The following is a 16,807-nucleotide window of genomic DNA, read 5'->3' as shown; positions in this document are numbered from 1 at the left end:
CGGGACGCGTCAGCCGTCGCCTTCGATCCGTGCCGCGGGCGGGTCGCGCTGCAGCAGCAGCTTGTCGATGCGCGGGCCGTCCAGGTCCACCACTTCCACCCGCCACGGGCCGATCCGGAAATGCTCGCCCACGTGCGGGATGCGGCCGAAGCGGGCGATCGCCAGGCCGGCGGCGGTGCGGTATTCGAGTTCCTCGGCGTCGGGCAGGCGCTCGCCGGTCAGCTCGCGCAGCTCGTCCACGTGCAGGCCGCCGTCGACCAGCAGCGAGCCGTCGTCGCGCTCCACCACCAGCGCCTCCTCGCCGTCGCCGTCGCCGCCGGTCTGCAACCGGCCGATCACCGCGTCGACGATGTCGCTGACCGTGACCATGCCCTGGATGTCGCCGTATTCGTCGACCACCAGCGCCAGCGACTGCTGTTCCTCGCGCAGGATTTCCAGCAGCTTCATCGCCTGGGTGGATTCGGACACGAACAGCGCCGGGCGGATGTCGCGGAACAGCTCCGGCTGCGGCCGGCCCAGTTCGTCCAGCAGGGTCTTCACTTCCAGCACGCCGGCCACGTCGCTGTCGTCGCCGCGGTAGACCGGATAGCGCGAGAACTCGTGCTCCTGCATCGTCGCCAGGTTGTCCGCCAGCGGCGCGGAGGCGTCCAGCCAGGCGATCCGGGTGCGCGGCGTCATCAGGCTGTCGGCGGTGCGGTCGCCCAGCCGCATCACCCGGTTGAGCATGTTGCGCTCGTCGAGGTCGAACACGCCCTGCTCGTGGCCTTCGCTCACCAGCAGCTGGATTTCCTCTTCCGTGACCTGCGAGCCGCTGCTGTCGCCGGCGCGCATCAGCTTCAGCAGCGCGCTCACGGTGGCGCTGAGCATCCAGACCACCGGGCTGGCGATGCGCGACAGCCAGTGCATCGGCAGCGCCACCGCGGCGGCCAGCCGCTCCGGCGCCAGCAGCGCCAGCCGCTTGGGCAGCAGTTCGCCCAGCACGATGCTCAGGTAGGTGATCAGGCCCACCGCCAGGACCGTGCCGAGCGTGCCGGCGTATTCACCCAGCGCGGGCACGTGCGCGGCCAGCCACTGGCCGATCAGGCTGCCGAGCGCGTCGCCGCCCAGCATGCCGGTGACGATGGTGATCAGGGTCAGGCCCACCTGCACGGTGGACAGGAAGCGCTCCGGGCGTTCCGCCAGCTCCAGCGCCTTGCGCGCGCCCCGGCTGGTGGCGGCCTGCTGCTTCAGCCGCGCCTTGCGCGAGGTGACCACCGCCATCTCCGACAATGCGAAGAAGCCGTTGAGCAGGATCAGGGCGAGGACGAGGAGCAACAGTTCCAGCACGGGGTTTCACCGGAGGCTTGGGAAGGGGCGGGGACGCGCCACGGCGAGGCGGCCGCGGCAGGCGGCGCGGCGAGCGGGAAGCGGGGCGGCGGCGGTAAGGAGGCGTCCATGTGTTGCGCCGGCGGCGCGGGGGCATCATAGCAGGGGCGTCCCGGCCGTCCCGTGGCGGGGCCCGGCGGCGGCCGGCATGCCGGCTTGTCATCCAGCCGTCATAATTGCGCCTTATCGTTGCAACCATTTCTACACATCGAGACCGGGCCGCCCATGTTCTCCCTGCAAACCATCTTCGGCTCCGGCACGCAGTTCTACGCGCTGCTGGACGATGCCGCCGCCGCCGCCCTCGACAGCGCCAAGGCCCTGCACGCCATGATGAAGGAGGCCGACCGCCAGCCGGCGCTGGACGCCTTCAAGCTGGCCCGCCTGCGCGAGCGCACCGCCGCCGACAAGATCAGCCAGGCGCTGGTGGACAGCTACATCACCCCGATCGAGCGCGAGGACATCGAGGCGCTGGGCTCGGCCCTGCACAAGATTCCCAAGCAGATCGAGAAGTTCGCCGACCGCTACGCGCTGGCGACCCAGCACCTGGCCCACATCGACTTCGCCCCGCGCGCGGCGATGCTGGAGCAGGCCGCCGCGGTGGTGGTGCAGATGGTGGACGAGCTGGAACGGATGAACCTCGACCGCATGACCGCGCTCAACGAGAAGCTGCGCTCGATCGAGAACGAGGCCGACCGGCTGATGCTGGAGCTGTACCGCGAGATCTACTCCGGCAAGCTCGACAGCCTGCAGATGTTCCTGCTCAAGGAGTTCTTCGAGATCCTGGAAAAGGCCATCGACCGCTGCCGAGAGGCCGGCGTGGTGGCGTACCAGATCGTGTTGAAGAACAGTTGACGGGACCGGGGCCATGCTGACGCTTGTCCTCGTGGTGGTGACCGCCGCGCTCGTCTTCGAGTTCATCAACGGCTTCCACGACACCGCCAACTCCATCGCCGCCTCGGTCGCGACCAAGGTGCTCACCCCCGGCCAGGCGGTCTGCCTGGCGGCGGCGACCAACCTGTTCGGCGCGCTCACCGGCACCGCCGTGGCCGCCACCATCGCCACCGGCATCGTCAACACCGGCGTGGTCGAGGCGTCCTCGCAGCTAGTGCTGTGCGCGCTGCTGGGCGCGATCGTGTGGAACCTGGTGACCTGGTGGTTCGGGCTGCCGTCCTCGTCCTCGCACGCGCTGATCGGCGGGCTGTGCGGCGCGGCGATGTCGGCCTCGCACAACAACTGGGATTCGCTGATCTGGATCCAGAGCGCCGCCGACTGGACCAAGAGCAAGGGCCTGGTCTGGAAGGTCATCGTGCCGATGGTGACCTCGCCGGTGGTCGGCTTCCTGCTGGGCCTGACCCTGATGGTGCTGCTGTGGGCGCTGATCGCCGGGCTGGAACGCACCGGTGGTTTCCTGCGGCGATTGGCGCGTCCGCGCTGGATCAACGCGGCGTTCGGCAAGCTGCAGATCGCCTCGGCCGCCTACATGGGCTATGCGCACGGCCACAACGACGCGCAGAAGACCATGGGCGTGATCGCGCTGACCCTGGTGGGCGCGGAAGCCAGCGGCGCGTTGAACGACCTGCCGGCGTGGCTGTCCTTCATCCACCCCAAGGGTTCGGTGGGCGACGGCGTGGCGACGTGGATCGTGGTCACCTGCGCGCTGGTGATGGCGGCCGGCACCGCCTCGGGCGGCTGGCGGATCATCAAGACGCTGGGCCACAAGATGGTGAAGCTGCATCCGCTGGACGGCTTCGCCGTGGACACCAGCTCGGCCACGGTGCTGATGACGGCGGCGCACTTCGGCATGCCGGTCTCGACCACGCACACCGTGTCCACGGCGATCATGGGCGTGGGCTTCGCCAAGAACCCGCGCAAGCTCAAGCTGGGCACGATCGAGCGGATCGTGTGGGCGTGGATCCTCACCATCCCCGCGTCCGGCGCGGTGGCCTGGGGCTTCTACAGGCTGCTGGCGCTCGCCGGCTGGGCGTAAACGCTTCTGGCTTCCAGAACGAAAAACGCCGGCTTCGCGCCGGCGTTTCCGTATGCGGATCGCGATGCCGCGACTACAGCAGGTCGCCGCCGGCCGACATCCGCCGCTCCATCTCGTCGCCGGTGCCGCCGATCTCCAGCACCAGCCGGTCGATCTCGGCCGGGTGCAGGCAGTCGTAGGGGCGGTTCTCGCACAGCTGCAGGTAGGGCACGCCGTCCAGTTCGCCGATGGCGAGGTAGCCGACCCGGCTGGCCCAGTTGAAGGCCAGCGCGCGGCGCGCGTCCATGCCGGTGGTGGGGGCGATGGCGGTGCTGGCGCGCAGGTAGCAGCGGCCGTCGTCGTCCTGCAGCTCGGACAGGAAGATCGCCTGATGGCGCTTGCCCTGCGCCAGCGACAGTTCGACGCAGACCACGAAGGGCTCTTGAAGGATCAGCCGGTAGCCGGCGGAGACCAGATGGCTGCGGATCTGCTCGAAGTTGTCCATGGCGGGCGATGATCGGGCGGATGGATGAACGGCTATGCTAACCCGGAACATGAAAGCGAAGCCCGCCACGCCCGAGCAGCGCATCCTCGCCGCGATCCGCGCGGTGCCGCGCGGGCAGGCCGCCAGCTACGGCGCCATCGCCCGCCGCGCCGGGCTGCCGGGGCGGGCGCGGCTGGTGGCGCGCATCCTCGGCCAGAACGACGACCCGGCGCTGCCTTGGCACCGCATCCTGCGCTCCGACGGGCGCATCGCCTTCCCGGCGGATTCGCCGGAGTTCCTCGAACAGAGCCAGCGCCTGCGCGCCGAGGGCGTGGACGTGCGCAACGGCCGGGTGCGCTTGCTGGAGGATGAAGCGACGCTGGACGCGGCGGTCTGGGGGCCGCGCTGACCGGCTATGATGCGCTGCAACGAAACAGGGACGCCGCACGGATGCCGTTCAATCTGCCGAAAATCACCAAGGCGCTGCTGATCGCCAACGGCATCGGCTTCCTGCTGCAATCGCTGCTGGGCAACGACCGCCTGCTGGCGCTGATGCTGTGGCCGTGGAGCGACGGCGCCTACGATCCCGCCGGCATGGCGCCCGCGTTCATGCCGTGGCAGCTGCTCAGTTACAGCTTCCTGCACGGCGGCTTCCTGCATCTCGCGTTCAACATGCTGGCGCTGGCGATGTTCGGCGCGCCGCTGGAATACACCTGGGGCGAGCGCCGCTTCCTGACCTATTACCTGGTGTGCGTGGTCGGCGCGGGGCTGTGCCAGCTGCTGGTCGGTTCCTACGCGATGGCGCAGGGCGCCGATCCCTATCCCACCATCGGCGCGTCCGGCGGCGTGTTCGGCCTGCTGCTGGCCTACGGCATGCTGTTCCCGCACCAGCGGGTGATGCTGCTGTTCCCGCCGATCCCGATGAAGGCGCGCACGCTGGTGATCGTCTACGGCCTGTTCGAGCTGGGCGTGGGCATCACCGGCCTGCAGCCGGGCGTGGCGCACTTCGCCCACCTCGGCGGGATGCTGTTCGGCTGGCTGCTGATCCGCCATTGGCGCGGGCAGCCGCCGTTCGGTGGCCGCGGCCGCGGCGGGCCGAAGATGCGGATCGTGCGCTGAGGCGGGCGGAGGATCGAGATTCTTGGACGCGGATCAACGCGGAAAGACGCGGATGAACAGCTGATTCAGAAGTTTTATCCGCATTTTCCGCGTTGATCCGCGTCAAACATCCTTGCCCGCGCCGTCAGGGAAACACGATCACCCGATCTTCCGCCTTCGGCTGCATCGGCGTGCCGATCTTGCAGGCGAAGGCCGCGCCGAATGCCGCCTGCTGCATCGCCGGCGCGTTGGCGCGCACGGGGCCCGGCGCGCGCACGTCCTGCTGCGCGCGGATCTGCGCCTCGTCGGCGGTGACCTGCTGCGCCCAGAGCTGCGCCCAGCCGGTGTAGAACGCCTTGTCGGCCTGCGCGCCGCCGTCCGGATGCGCGGCGAGCAGGGCGGCGTGCGCCAGTTCCAGCCCGGCCAGGTCGGCGATGTCTTCGTCGCGGGTCAACTGCCCGTTGACCTTGGCGCCGGTCAGGCCCGGATAGGGCAGGGCGCCGTACAGCGTCGCCACCTTGCCGGAGAGCGTGCCCCAGGCGGCGGTTTCGCCCGCGCCCCACCAGTCGCGCACGTCGCCCTTGGCGTCGACGTGGCGGCCGCGGTCGTCGATGGCGTGGCTGAGTTCGTGCCCGACCAAGGCGCCGAACGCACCGTACTGGTTGTCCGGCGGCATCGCCTCGTCCAGCACCGGCGCCTGCAGCATCGCGGCGGTGACGATCAGGCGGTTGTGGGCGAGGTCGTAGGCCAGCGCCGGCTGCTGCGGCAGCACGTCCCAACGGCGGTCGGCGTTGCCGCGGCCGATCCGCTTCATCTCCTCGCGATGCCGCCAGGTGGAGGCGATCAGCATGTTGCCGCCGAAGCTGCCGCGGCCCATCGGCTGCACGCTGTAGTCGAGGTCTCGGCGCGGCGTGCCGATCTCGATGCGCAGGCGCTCCAGCTTCTTCTGCGCCTCGGCGCGGGCGGCGTCGCCGAACAGGCCGCCGCGGCCGAGGTTCTGCACCAGCGCGTCGCGCACCTGGCCGGCGATGAGTTCGGCCTGCTTGCGGCTGGCGTCGGAGAGGTGCTTGGCGGCGTATTCGCGGCCCAGCATCGGCCCGGCGGCGAGGTTGATCGCATCCAGCACCTGCTGCCAGCGCGGCGCCGGCTCGGCCTGGCCGAGCAGCACCTTGCCGCGGAAATCGAACGCGGCGTTGCGCCACGACTTCGCCAGGTACGGCGCCATCGCGTCGCCCACCCGCCAGCGCAGATAGGCCTGCCATTCCTCGGGCTTCAGCGAGCCGACCAGCGCGTCGAGCTGGGCGAACATCGCCGGGTTTGCCAGCGAGACGGTGTCGTCGTTGACGCCCTGCACCTTCAGGAAGGCGTCCAGCTGCAGGTTCTTGTACTGCTTGCCGAGGCCGGCGGTGGCGACCGGCGCGAAGTTGTTGCGCGGATCGCGCAGGTCGACCAGCGGACGCGCGGCGGCGGCGATGCGTTTTTCCAGATCCAGCACCAGCGCGGTCTGCGTCTCGATGTCCTTCTGCGCGACGCCGGTCAGGGCGAGGATCTTGCGGATGTAGTCGGCGTAGCGGGCGACCAGCGCCTGGGTGTCGGCATCCGTGCGGGTGTAGTAGGCCGGATCGGGCAGGCCGAGGCCGCCCTGGGTGAAGTAGCCGAGGTGGCGGTCGAGGTCGCGCAGGTCGACGTCGGCATTGAAGCCGAACGCCACCGGGATGCCGACCTGGTGCAGCGCGGCGATCGCCGGGGCGACGTCCTTGGCCTTGCGGATCGAATCGATGCGCTTGAGCAGCGGCGCGACCGGTGCGGCGCCGTCCTGCTCGACGGCGGCTTCGTCCAGCCCGCTGGCCCAGAAGTCGCCGAGCAGCTTCTGCACGTTGTTCTGCGGCGAACCCATCGCCCCGTCCAGCAGGTCGCGCTGCTGTTGCTGCGCGCGCGCGGTGAGCTGGCCCAGCGCGGAGATCGCGCCCGCCGACGGCATCGGATTGGCGGCCAGCCAGCCCTTGTTGGCTTCGGCGTAGAAATCGGTGCAGGCCGGCGACACGGTTGCCTTCTTCGGCGCCGGCTTCTTCTTCGCGGCGAGGCTCGCGGGCGAGGCGAGGCTGGCGACGAGGGCGGCGATCAGGGCGAGGGCAAGCGGGCGCGGTGTCGGCATGCGGCGGGACTCGGTGCGAGGAAGCGCCCGAGTGTAGCAGCGCATCCGGGCGCGGTTCCGCCCCGCGGATTCAGCTTCACTTCACCCCGTGCATCATCCGCCGCAGCAACGGCGCGGCGAGGAAGGCGAGCGCGGCGCAGCCGATGCCGATCCACGTCATCAGCCAGAACAAGTGTTCGTACTTGGCGGCGGCCAGGGCCATGTCCATGGTCTCGCCTTCCGGCACGTCGATGGCGGCCAGCTTGCCGAACAGCGCCGCCAGCGTTTCCGAGAACGCGGTGGCGAGGAACCAGGTGCCCATCATCAGGCTGACCACGCGCGGCACGGCGAGCTGCGTCACCGCCGACAGCCCGACCGGCGACAGGCACATCTCGCCGATCTCCAGCACCAGGTAGGCCAGTACCAGCCACCACACGCTGGCCATCGCGCCGCTGGCGCCCACCTGCTGCGCGGCCAGCGCCAGCGGGATGAACGAGAGGCCGCCGAACAGCAGGCCGACGGCGGACTTCGCCGGCTTCGACGGATCGGCGCCGCGCTTGTCCAGCCAGCCCCACAGCGCCGAGAACAGCGGCGCCAGCGCGACCAGGAAGAACGCGCCGAGATAGGTCAGCGAGCCGGCGGTCTGCGGCAGCGCCACGCAGTCGCGCACCAGCAGCACCAGGATCAGCGCGCTCACCGCGAGGAACAGCGCGCGCGGCGCGGTCGATGCCGGATCGCGGTCCGACATCCGCGCGGCCGCGAAGAACGCCAGCGGCGCCAGCAGCAGCGACAGCGTGGACCACGGCCACGGCGTGCCGTCGCGCACCACCATCGCCGGCACGATGTCCTTGGTCAGCAGGCGGTCGGTGAAGGTCACCCACGAGCCGTAGGTCTGCTCGTACAGGGTGAAGAACACCAGCGCCATGAAGATCAGCGCCATCATCGCGATCATCTGCTGGCGCTGCACCGGCGTGCAGCGGGTGCCGGTGAACCACGCGAACCACAGCAGCACCGCGCCCAGCACCACGATCATCAGCAGCAGCGCCAGCGAGACTTCGCCGCCGAGCGCGAACGCGCCGTTGGCGGCCGCCCACATCAGCCAGGCGACGGGCACCACGCCGAGCACGGCCAGCGCGTAGATCAGCCATTCGCGCGGCACGCCGGCGACGCGCTGGCGCAGCGAGGCGGGATCGGCGGGTTCGGCATGGCTGTGCAGGTACTTCTGTCCCCAAAGGAACATCGCCAGGCCCGCCAGCATGCCGATGCCGGCCGCGCCGAAGCCGTACTTCCAGCCCCAGGTTTCTCCGACGTAGCCGCAGACCAGCGAGGCGAACAGCGAGCCGAGATTGATGCCGGCGTAGAACAGCGAGAAGCCGGAATCACGGCGCGGATCGTTGTCGGCATAGAGCTTGCCGACGATGGTGGAGATGTTCGGCTTGAGGAAGCCGACGCCCATGATGATCAGCGCCAGCGACAGGTACATGACCTTCAGCGCGCCCTCGTCGCGCACCGCCGCGCCGCCCTGCAGGGTCGCCGCATGGCCTTCGAACGCCATGCCGATGTGGCCCAGCACCAGCAGCACGCCGCCGAACGTCACCGCCTTGCGCATCCCCAGCCAGCGGTCGGCCAGCAGGCCGCCGATCACCGGGATGCAATACACCAGCCCGCCGTAGGCGCCGAGCAGGTCGAGCCCGGCCTTGTCGCCGAACAGGTGGTACTTGGTGAGGTAGAGCAGCAGCAGCGCCTTCATCCCGTAGAAGGAGAAGCGCTCCCACATCTCGGTGAAGAAGCAGACGTAGACCCCCTTGGGGTGGCCGAGGAAGTCGTTGCGTGCGGCCGGATCGGCCTGAGTGGTGGTCTGCATTTGTGTCCCCCGGAGACGAAGAAGTATGGGGGATGCGGGGCCGCATCGCCCCAACCAAGCGAGTATCGGGGAGTGCGCCCGCGTTCCAGCGGGCGCGTTGGGGTGATGCGGCCCCGCATCCCTGCGCCATCGCACGGCGCCTCGCACTGGACTTGCACCCCCGCAGCGGCTACGTTTCGCCGATTGCATCCCTGACGAGGCGTCCGATGTCGAATCCAGGTAAGGCTGCGCCGCAGCTCACGTTCCGCGCGGTGGTACTGGCGGTGATCCTGGCGGTGATCCTGTCCGCCGCGAACGCCTACCTCGGCCTGTTCGCCGGGTTGACCATCGCCACTGCGATCCCCGCCGCCGTCGTCTCGATGGGCGTGCTGCGGCTGCTCGGCGGCGGCACCATCCTCGAAAACAACATCGTCCAGACCGGCGCGTCGGCGGGTTCTTCTATCGCGGCCGGCGTGATCTTCACGATTCCGGCGCTGATCATCCTGGGCTACTGGCAGGACTTCAAATACTCTTGGGTGCTGGCGATCGCCGGCCTCGGCGGCTTGCTCGGCGTGCTGTTCTCGGTGCCGCTGCGGCGCTCGATGATCGTCGAGGAGCCGCTGCCGTTCCCCGAGGGCAAGGCCGCCGCCGAAGTGCTGAAGGCGGGCGAGAATCCCGGCCCCGGCCTGAAGATCCTCGGCATTTCCGCGACCATTGGCGCGCTGGTGAAGCTGGCCGCCGAGAGCGGCCTGCGGATGATTCCGGACAACGCGGCGGGCGCCGGCTTCTTCGGCAAGTACCTGGGCTACATGGGCACCGGCCTGTCGCCGGCGCTGCTGGGCGTGGGCTACATCGTCGGCCTCAACATCGGGATCGTGGTCGTGTCCGGCAGCATCCTCGCCTACAACATCGCGATTCCGATCTACCACGCCTACGCGTCCTCGTTCGATCCGGTGTTTGCCACCAAGCTCGCCGGCCTGAGCGCCGCCGACGCCGCCGGTTTGATCCGCGCGGAGAAGGTGCGCTACCTCGGCGTCGGCACCATGCTGATCGGCGGCATCTGGACGCTGTTCTCGCTGCGCAACTCGCTGCTGTCGGGCGTCAAGAGCGGGATCGCGGCCGCGCGCAAGGGTTCGGGCGGCGCCGACCTGCCGGAGACCGAGCGCGACCTGCCGATGAAGTGGATGCTGATCGCGCTGCTGCTGTTCGTGCTGCCGCTGCTGGGCCTGTACCAGGCCATCGTGCAGAACTGGGGCGTGAGCATCCCGATGACGCTCATCATGATCGTGGCCGGCTTCCTATTCGTGTCGGTGTCGGCCTACCTCGCCGGCCTCGTGGGTTCGTCCAACAACCCGGTGTCCGGCATCACGATCGCGACCATCCTGTTCGCCTCGGTGGTGCTGATGCTGCTGCTGGGCAGCGACTCCAAGATCGGCGCGGTGGCCGCGATCATGATCGGCGCGGTGGTGTGCTGCGCGGCGGCGGTCGGCGGCGACAACCTGCAGGACCTCAAGGCCGGCTACATCGTCGGCGCGACGCCGTGGAAGCAGCAGCTGATGCTGGGCATCGGCGCGTTCTCTTGCGCGCTGATCATGGCGCCGGTGCTGAACCTGCTGGCGCAGGCCTACGGCATCGGCGATCCCACCCGCCCCGGTTCGCTGCAGGCGCCGCAGGCGACGCTGATGGCGTCGGTGGCGCAGGGGCTGTTCGGCGGCCACCTGCCTTGGGACATGATCGCCGTCGGCGCCGGCATCGGCGCGCTGGTGATCGCGTTCGACGGCTGGCTGAAGTCGCGCAATTCGAATTTCCGCGTGCCGGTGCTGGCCGCGGCCATCGGCATCTACCTGCCGCTGGAGCTGATGGTGCCGATCTTCCTCGGCGGCCTGCTGGCGCACATCGTCGAGAAGCGCCACGGCATCGTCGGCACCCACGACGAATCGCTGCGCGACCGCGTGCATCGCCCCGGCGTGCTGTTCTCCGCCGGCCTGATCACCGGCGAGGCGCTGATGGGCATCCTGATCGCGATCCCGATCGTGGTCAGCGAGCGCGCCGACGTGCTGGCGCTGCCGGAGCAGTTCCACTTCGGGCAGACGGTGGGCCTGATCGTGCTGGCCGTGGTCGGCTGGCTGATCTACCGCACCGGCGCCAAGGCCAACCCGAACGCCTGATGCTGTTCTCCCTCCCTTTCGCCGCAGGCGAAGGGGAGGGCCGGGGAGGGGTGCTTTCCCGGTTGCGCGCAAAAAGCCCCCCTTCCAACCTCCCCCTTGCGCTGCGCGCAAAGGGGAGGGGCTTGAACCAAAGGACATCGCCATGACTCTTCGCCACGCCATCCTCCCGCTCGCCCTCGCGCTGTCCCTGCCGGCCGTCGCCAATGCCGCCCAGCGCGGCTTCACCGTGCAGGACATGGCCTACATGGACCGCTATTCCTCGCCGACGCTGTCGCCGGACGGGCGCGTGCTGGTGTTCGCCAAGCGCACGGTGAACAAGGACAGCAACAAGTCCGCCACCACCTTGTGGATGCGCAACCTGGTCACTCGCGACAACGCGCCGCCGAAGCAGGTGTCGCCGGAGGGCTGGAGCGTCAACTCGCCAGCGTTTTCGGCGGACGGCAAGACCCTGTACTTCCTGAGCGCGAAGTCCGGTTCGATGCAGCTGTACGCGATGCCGGCCGCCGGCGGCGAGGCGAAGCGCCTGACCGATTTCGCCCTCGACGTGGACGGCTACAAGCTCTCGCCCGACGGCGCGCAGGTCGCGCTGGCGTTCGCGGTGTTCCCGGACTGCAAGGCCGACCTGGCCTGCACGAAGAAGAAGCTCGACGACGCCGACGCGGTGAAGTCCACCGGCAAGGTGTTCGACCGCATGTTCATCCGCCACTGGGACACGTGGAACGACGGCCGCCTGAACCGCGTGTTCGCGGCGAAGCTCGGCGGCGACGCCATGCTGGCCTCGGCGACGCTGCTCAGCGGCGACATCCACGGCGACATCCCGTCCAAGCCGTTCGGCGACCTCGGCGATTTCGCGTGGTCGCCCGACGGCAAGTCGGTGGCGATGAGCGTGCGCCAAGCCGACCGCGCCGAGCCGTGGAGCACCAACTTCGACATCTGGCTGGTCGACGCCGACGGCAGCGGCGCGCGCAACCTGACCGCCGCCAACAAGGCCTGGGACGCCGGCCCGGTGTTCTCCGCCGACGGCAATACCCTGTACTACCGCGCGATGGCGCGCCCCGGCTTCGAGGCCGACCGCTTCGCGCTGATGGCGATGGACATCGCCTCGGGTACGGCCAGGGAAATCGCGCCGCGCTGGGACGCGTCCGCCGACGGCATCGCGCTCTCGGCCGATGGCAAGTGGATCTACACGACCGCTCAGGAACTCGGCCAGCACCCGCTGTTCCGCATCTCGCTCGCCAACGGCGAGGTGGAGAACGTGGTCAAGGACGGCAGCGTCTCGTCCTTCGACCTCGCCGGCGACACGCTGGCGTACTCGCGCAATTCGCTGAAGACCGGCGACGTGGTCGCGACCACCAATGCCGACGGCAAGGCGCCGGCGCGCGCGATCACCCCCAGCGCCGGCGAGATGCTGCCGGATGTCGCTTGGGGCGCCTACGAGCAGTTCACCTTCATCGGCTGGAACGGCGAAACCGTGCACGGCTACGTGGTGAAGCCGTGGAACTACGTCGCCGGCAAGAAGTACCCGGTCGCCTTCCTGATCCACGGCGGCCCGCAGGGCAGCTTCGGCAACGGCTGGAGCTACCGCTGGAACCCGCAGACCTACGCGGGGCAGGGCTATGCGGTGGTGATGATCGACTTCCACGGCAGCACCGGTTACGGCCAGAAGTTCACCGACGCGATCAGCGGCCACTGGGGCGACCGCCCGCTGGAAGACCTGCAGAAGGGTTGGGCGGCGGCGCAGCAGAAGTACGCGTTCCTCGACGGCGGCAAGGCCTGCGCGCTGGGCGCGAGCTACGGCGGCTTCATGGTCAACTGGATCGCGGGCAACTGGAACGAGCCGTGGAAGTGCCTGGTCAGTCACGATGGCGTGTTCGAGAACAACGCGATGGGCTACGCCACCGAGGAGCTGTGGTTCAGCGAGTGGGAGAACGGCGGCACGCCGTACGACAACCCGGCCGGCTACCAGAAGTTCAACCCGGCCAACTTTGTTGCCAACTTCAAGGTGCCGATGCTGGTGATCCACGGCCAGCAGGACTTCCGCATTCCGGTGGAGCAGGGCATCGCGCTGTTCACCGCCAACCAGCGCAAGGGCGTGGAGTCGAAATTCCTGTACTTCCCGGACGAGAACCACTGGGTGCTGAAGCCGCAGAACAGCGTGCAGTGGCACGAGACGGTGAACGCCTGGCTGAAGCAGCACATCGGCCAGTGACCGCGCCGACCACGGGGATGCCGGCATGATCGACGCCGCGGCGCCGCAGGCGCTGATCGAAAACGACATCGTCGTCCTCGGCCTGCTGGCCGCCGTGCTGGGCGGGGTGTTCTGGGCCTCGTCGCGGCCGTCGGGCGCGCTGCGCCGGTTCTTCGACTTCGTTCCGCCGCTGCTGCTGTGCTACTTCATCCCCGGCATCCTCAACAGCACGGGCGTGATCGACGGCGCCCACAGCGCGCTCTACAACCCGGTGGCCAGCCGCGTGCTGCTGCCGGCGTCGCTGGTGCTGCTGACGCTGACCGTGGACATCCCCGCGATCCTGCGGCTCGGGCCGAAGCTGCTGGCGATGTATGCGGCGACTTCCGCCAGCATCATGCTCGGCGGCGTGCTGGCGTTCGTGGCGATGCGCGCGCTGTTCCCGGAGACGATGGGCGGCGACACCTGGGGCGGCATGGCCGCGCTGGCGGGCAGCTGGATCGGCGGCGGCGCCAATATGGTGGCGATGAAGGAAATCTTCCAAGTCGACGCCACCACCTTCGGGCAGTTCGCGGTGGTCGATGCGGCGGTGGCCTACGTGTGGATGGCGATCCTGCTGCTGCTGGCGCAGCGCGCGGCCAGCATCGACGCGCGCCAGAAGGCGGACACGGCGGCGCTGGACGACCTCAAGCTGCGGCTCGCGGCCTACCGCAGCCAGCACGAGCGGCCGGCCACGCTGACCGACATGGCGATGATCTTCGGGCTGGCGTTCGGCACGGTCGGCCTGGCGCACGCGGTGGCCGGCGGATTCGCGCCGTGGCTGGCCGAACAGGCGCCGTGGGCCAGGCGCGCCGGGCTGGGCGAGCCGCTGGTATGGATCATCGCGATCTGCACCGGCACCGGACTGGCGCTGAGCTTCACCCGCATGCGCCGGCTCGACGGCGTGGGCGCCTCCACCATCGGCACGCTGTTGCTTTACGTGCTGATCGCCTGCATCGGCATGCAGATGGACATCGGCGCGGTGTTCGACAAGCCGGCGCTGCTGCTGCTCGGCGTGGTCTGGCTCGGCTTCCACGTGGTCGTGCTGTGGCTGGTGGGGCGGCTGATCCGCGCGCCGCTGTTCTATTTCGCGGTGGGTTCGCAGAGCCACATCGGCGGGCCGGCGTCGGCGCCGGTGGTGGCCTCGGTGTTCCATCCCGCGCTGGCGCCGGTGGGCGCGCTTCTGGGCACGCTGGGCTATGCCACCGGCACGGTGCTGGCCTATCTGCTGGGGCTGGCGCTGAAGGCGCTGGCCGGCGCCTGAGTCAGAGCCAGTCGATCTTCCGGAGATAGCGGTACAGGCCGATGCACACCAGCGCCACCGCGCCGATCAGCACCAGGTAGCTGTAGCGCCCGTGCAGCTCCGGCATGTGCTCGAAGTTCATGCCGTACCAGCTGGTGATCAGCGTCGGCGCGGCCAGCAGGCCGGCCCAGCCGGCCAGCTTCTTGACGATCTCGCCCTGCGCCACGGTGACCAGCGACAGGTTCACGCTCATCGCCGCGGCGGCCATCTCGCGCAGGGTGTCGATGCTGTCGCCGACCCGCGCGGCGTGGTCGAGCACGTCGCGGAAGTACGGCTTCACCTCGTCCGGGATCGCGAGCACCGGCGTGCGGATCAGCTGCGAGAGGATGTCCTGCATCGGCGCGACCGCCAGCCGCATCTGGGTCAGCTCCTTGCGCAGCGTGTAGATCCGCTTGATGGTGCCGCGCTTGTAGCTTTCCGCGAACACGTCCTGTTCCAGCGCGTCGAGTTCCGCCTCGTAGTCGGACACGATCGGCTGGTAGTTGTCGACGATGAAGTCCAGCACCGCGTGCAGCGCGAGGCTGGGGCCGTGGGCGAGCGTGTCGGGTTCGCGCTCCAGCCGCTGCCGCACCGGAGCGAAGCTGAGCGAGGCGCCGTGCCGCACGGTCAGCAGGAAGCGCGGGCCGACGAAGACGTGGGTTTCGCCGAAGCGCACGTGGCCGTCGATCCGCTGCGCGGTGTGCGCGGCGATGAACAGGCTGTTGCCGTAGGACTCCAGCTTCGGGCGCTGGTGCGCGTGGTGGGCGTCCTCGACCGCGAGGTCGTGCAGGCCGAATTCGTCCTGCAGCTTGTCCAGCAGCGCCTCCTCCGGCTCGTACAGGCCGACCCAGACGAAGCTGCCGTCGTCGGCCGCCAGCGCCTCGCTGATGTCGTCCAGCAGGATGTCGCGGCGATGGCCGTCGCGGTCGTAGGTGGCGCAATTGACCACGCAGGCGGGTTGGGCGGGGACGGCGTTCATCGCCGCATCCTGCCTTCGCGCGGCAAGGGCATCAAGCGTCCGGCGAACGCGCCCACAGGCGGGCGAGGGTGGCGTGCAGCGGCAGCAGCAGCGCGATCCAGTGGCCGTTGCGCTGCGGCGACACTTGCAGCCACAGCGGCAGGCAGGCCAGCGCGGCCAGCACCGCCACCGCCACCAGCAGCGCGCGGAAGCGCGGCGAGGGCAGGCGCCCGCGCAGCAGCGCCCATGCGCCGGGCAGCAGCAGCAGGCACAGCGGATCCAGCAGCAGCAGGTTGCGGTTGGCCCACAGCGCGCGGTGCTCGGTGAACGCCCAGCCCAGCGCCAGCACCGCGCCGAGCAGGCCGCACAGCAGCCAGAAGCCGGCGGCCAGCGCGGCCAGCGTGCGCGGATGGCGTCGGCCCGCGGCAAGCACCAGCGCGGCCAGCGCGAGGCCGGCCAGCAGCCACGGCCACAGCGACTGTTCGTGTTCCTCCGGCTCCGCCGCCTGCCGCTGCGGCAGCAGTTCGACTTCGGTGGCGACCAGCGGGCGGCCGTCCGCGCGGGTCACCTTGCGCAGGTCGTCGGCCAGCCGGCGCGGCAGGAAGTCCTGCTGCCAGCGGGTCAGCGCGCGGTCGCCGGCCGGGCCCAGGCCGATGTCGAAGCCCAGCCACATCCACGGCGCGGGCGAGGCCAGCCGCAGCGATTCGCCGCGCCAGGTGTCGCCGCTGGAGCGGCTGTCCAGCAGCTTGCGCAGGCGGCCGTCCAGCGCGCGGTCGAGCGCGTCGCGTACGCGGGTGGCGCAGTTGTCGGTGTAGTAGTCGTAGCGGTAGCGGGCGTTCTCGGGCTTCGCGTTCTCGGCCAGGTCGGCGGCCAGCCGGCGGGCCTGCGCCGGGTCCAGGTCCAGCCATTGCAGCGTCGCGCCGCGCCCGACCTCGCGGTAGTAGGCGAGGTCGTCCTGCAACGGCAGGGAGACCAGCCGGTACTGCATCTCGCCCTTGACGAAGCGACCGAAGAAGCCGTCCTCGTCCATATCGAAGAAGCCGAAGTTGTAGCTGATCGGCGCCGGCTGCGCGGGATCGTCCACCACGATGGCGTCGTGGCCGAAGCGCTCCCAGAAGATCTCGCCCGGGCCCATCGTCACCACGCCGATGCGCGGCGCGGGCGTTTCCTGTGTCTGTGCAGGTTGCGCATGCGCGATGCCCATTGCGCACATCAGAAGCAGGAGGATCGGGAAAAGTCTGGTCATGCGCATGCCAAGGGCCGTCATTCCCGCGAAGGGGAATTG

Annotated in this window: 13 protein-coding genes; 7 read left to right on the top strand and 6 right to left on the bottom strand. The window is 69.6% G+C overall.

Features of this window, described 5'->3' with window-relative positions:
- Positions 1-9: 9 nt before the first annotated feature.
- A complete protein-coding gene (locus H9L17_RS03160) occupies positions 10-1,326 on the bottom strand; it encodes a hemolysin family protein (protein WP_425507386.1) in 1,317 nt (438 codons plus the stop codon).
- Positions 1,327-1,590: 264 nt separating this feature from the next.
- Between H9L17_RS03160 and H9L17_RS03155 the strand changes: the two genes are divergently transcribed.
- On the top strand, positions 1,591-2,217 hold the full coding sequence (locus H9L17_RS03155; RefSeq protein WP_187570916.1) for a DUF47 domain-containing protein: 627 nt from the start codon (positions 1,591-1,593) through the stop codon (positions 2,215-2,217).
- Positions 2,218-2,230: 13 nt separating this feature from the next.
- A complete protein-coding gene (locus H9L17_RS03150) occupies positions 2,231-3,352 on the top strand; it encodes an inorganic phosphate transporter (protein ID WP_187570915.1) in 1,122 nt (373 codons plus the stop codon).
- A 73-nt stretch (positions 3,353-3,425) separates the two neighbouring features.
- Here H9L17_RS03150 and H9L17_RS03145 read toward each other — a convergent pair whose 3' ends face one another.
- A complete protein-coding gene (locus H9L17_RS03145; protein WP_187570914.1) occupies positions 3,426-3,836 on the bottom strand; it encodes a hypothetical protein in 411 nt (136 codons plus the stop codon).
- 49 nt (positions 3,837-3,885) lie between these two features.
- On the opposite strand from H9L17_RS03145, the gene H9L17_RS03140 reads away from it, so the two are divergent.
- On the top strand, positions 3,886-4,224 hold the full coding sequence (locus tag H9L17_RS03140; RefSeq protein WP_343044054.1) for an MGMT family protein: 339 nt from the start codon (positions 3,886-3,888) through the stop codon (positions 4,222-4,224).
- A gap of 41 nt (positions 4,225-4,265) precedes the next feature.
- Positions 4,266-4,934, top strand: a complete 669-nt coding sequence (locus H9L17_RS03135) for a rhomboid family intramembrane serine protease (RefSeq protein ID WP_187570912.1) — start codon at positions 4,266-4,268, stop codon at positions 4,932-4,934.
- A 124-nt stretch (positions 4,935-5,058) separates the two neighbouring features.
- On the opposite strand, the gene H9L17_RS03130 is transcribed toward H9L17_RS03135, so the two are convergent.
- Both H9L17_RS03130 and H9L17_RS03125 read right to left on the bottom strand, forming a co-directional pair.
- Complete coding sequence (locus H9L17_RS03130; RefSeq protein WP_187570911.1) at positions 5,059-7,068, bottom strand: M13-type metalloendopeptidase; 2,010 nt, start codon at positions 7,066-7,068, stop codon at positions 5,059-5,061.
- Between the two features lie 76 nt (positions 7,069-7,144).
- Positions 7,145-8,911, bottom strand: a complete 1,767-nt coding sequence (locus tag H9L17_RS03125) for a peptide MFS transporter (RefSeq protein ID WP_187570910.1) — start codon at positions 8,909-8,911, stop codon at positions 7,145-7,147.
- A 206-nt stretch (positions 8,912-9,117) separates the two neighbouring features.
- On the opposite strand from H9L17_RS03125, the gene H9L17_RS03120 reads away from it, so the two are divergent.
- The 3 genes from H9L17_RS03120 to H9L17_RS03110 all read left to right on the top strand — a co-directional run bounded on the left by H9L17_RS03120 (position 9,118) and on the right by H9L17_RS03110 (position 14,546).
- On the top strand, positions 9,118-11,058 hold the full coding sequence (locus tag H9L17_RS03120; protein WP_187570909.1) for an OPT family oligopeptide transporter: 1,941 nt from the start codon (positions 9,118-9,120) through the stop codon (positions 11,056-11,058).
- A 142-nt stretch (positions 11,059-11,200) separates the two neighbouring features.
- Complete coding sequence (locus tag H9L17_RS03115; protein WP_187570908.1) at positions 11,201-13,267, top strand: S9 family peptidase; 2,067 nt, start codon at positions 11,201-11,203, stop codon at positions 13,265-13,267.
- Positions 13,268-13,292: 25 nt separating this feature from the next.
- Complete coding sequence (locus H9L17_RS03110) at positions 13,293-14,546, top strand: DUF819 family protein (protein WP_187570907.1); 1,254 nt, start codon at positions 13,293-13,295, stop codon at positions 14,544-14,546.
- Position 14,547: 1 nt separating this feature from the next.
- Here the strand turns inward: H9L17_RS03110 and corA are convergent, their stop codons facing one another.
- Complete coding sequence (corA, locus tag H9L17_RS03105) at positions 14,548-15,543, bottom strand: magnesium/cobalt transporter CorA (protein ID WP_187570906.1); 996 nt, start codon at positions 15,541-15,543, stop codon at positions 14,548-14,550.
- Positions 15,544-15,574: 31 nt separating this feature from the next.
- Entirely contained in the window at positions 15,575-16,768 is a 1,194-nt protein-coding gene (locus H9L17_RS03100; protein ID WP_425507384.1) for a lipoprotein N-acyltransferase Lnb domain-containing protein, read from the bottom strand.
- Positions 16,769-16,807 lie beyond the last annotated feature (39 nt).

Source organism: Thermomonas brevis (assembly GCF_014395425.1).
GTDB lineage: Bacteria > Pseudomonadota > Gammaproteobacteria > Xanthomonadales > Xanthomonadaceae > Thermomonas > Thermomonas brevis.
This window is presented reverse-complemented; position numbering and strand designations above follow the sequence as displayed.

Coding starts and splice junctions, on each gene's coding strand:
- H9L17_RS03130 (WP_187570911.1), bottom strand. CDS start 7,068: ATGCCGACACCGCGCCCGCTTGCCCTCGCCCTGATCGCCGCCCTCGTC.
- corA (WP_187570906.1), bottom strand. CDS start 15,543: ATGAACGCCGTCCCCGCCCAACCCGCCTGCGTGGTCAATTGCGCCACC.
- H9L17_RS03140 (WP_343044054.1), top strand. CDS start 3,886: ATGAAAGCGAAGCCCGCCACGCCCGAGCAGCGCATCCTCGCCGCGATC.
- H9L17_RS03100 (WP_425507384.1), bottom strand. CDS start 16,768: ATGACCAGACTTTTCCCGATCCTCCTGCTTCTGATGTGCGCAATGGGC.
- H9L17_RS03145 (WP_187570914.1), bottom strand. CDS start 3,836: ATGGACAACTTCGAGCAGATCCGCAGCCATCTGGTCTCCGCCGGCTAC.
- H9L17_RS03120 (WP_187570909.1), top strand. CDS start 9,118: ATGTCGAATCCAGGTAAGGCTGCGCCGCAGCTCACGTTCCGCGCGGTG.
- H9L17_RS03155 (WP_187570916.1), top strand. CDS start 1,591: ATGTTCTCCCTGCAAACCATCTTCGGCTCCGGCACGCAGTTCTACGCG.
- H9L17_RS03125 (WP_187570910.1), bottom strand. CDS start 8,911: ATGCAGACCACCACTCAGGCCGATCCGGCCGCACGCAACGACTTCCTC.
- H9L17_RS03135 (WP_187570912.1), top strand. CDS start 4,266: ATGCCGTTCAATCTGCCGAAAATCACCAAGGCGCTGCTGATCGCCAAC.
- H9L17_RS03115 (WP_187570908.1), top strand. CDS start 11,201: ATGACTCTTCGCCACGCCATCCTCCCGCTCGCCCTCGCGCTGTCCCTG.
- H9L17_RS03110 (WP_187570907.1), top strand. CDS start 13,293: ATGATCGACGCCGCGGCGCCGCAGGCGCTGATCGAAAACGACATCGTC.
- H9L17_RS03150 (WP_187570915.1), top strand. CDS start 2,231: ATGCTGACGCTTGTCCTCGTGGTGGTGACCGCCGCGCTCGTCTTCGAG.